General features: G+C 43.5%; 1 pseudogene. It reads right to left on the minus strand.

Features of this window, described 5'->3' with window-relative positions:
• Window positions 1-95: 95 nt before the first annotated feature.
• Window positions 96-520 (minus strand): annotated as a pseudogene (locus R8O10_RS27440) (3-deoxy-8-phosphooctulonate synthase); the annotation flags it as partial.

The raw sequence follows: 520 nt of genomic DNA on the forward strand, positions 1-520 counted from the left end.
GGAATGACAACTTTTATCTTGCTCGTCATTGGTTGACTCTCTTAGGTCGTTACGGAAATTATGTTTATTTATAGATTTGCAGATCGCTAACAAAATTAAACTAACTTAGACTCAATAAATGCTCTTTTATTTACTACTTGGTCGATCTCTAGCAGTGTTTGCAGAAGTTCTTTCATATGTTTAAGAGGAAGCATATTTGGCCCGTCGCTTAAGGCAACCGATGGATTTGGATGTGTTTCCATAAACAAACCATCAATGCCAGCTGCAACAGCTGCTCGCGCAAGAACTGGAACCATTTCACGCTGCCCTCCGGACGTAGCGCCTTGACCACCAGGTTGCTGCACCGAATGCGTTGCATCGAAAACAACTTTACAGCCAGTTTGACGCATCACCGAGAGACCACGCATATCAGAAACTAGCGTGTTATAACCAAACGAAGTACCACGGTCACATAGCCAAATGTCTCGATTACCGACTTCATGACACTTCTTTACCACTTGCTCCATATCCCATGGTGCTT

The organism is Vibrio sp. 1727 (assembly GCF_033344415.1).
GTDB classification, from domain to species: domain Bacteria; phylum Pseudomonadota; class Gammaproteobacteria; order Enterobacterales; family Vibrionaceae; genus Vibrio; species Vibrio alginolyticus.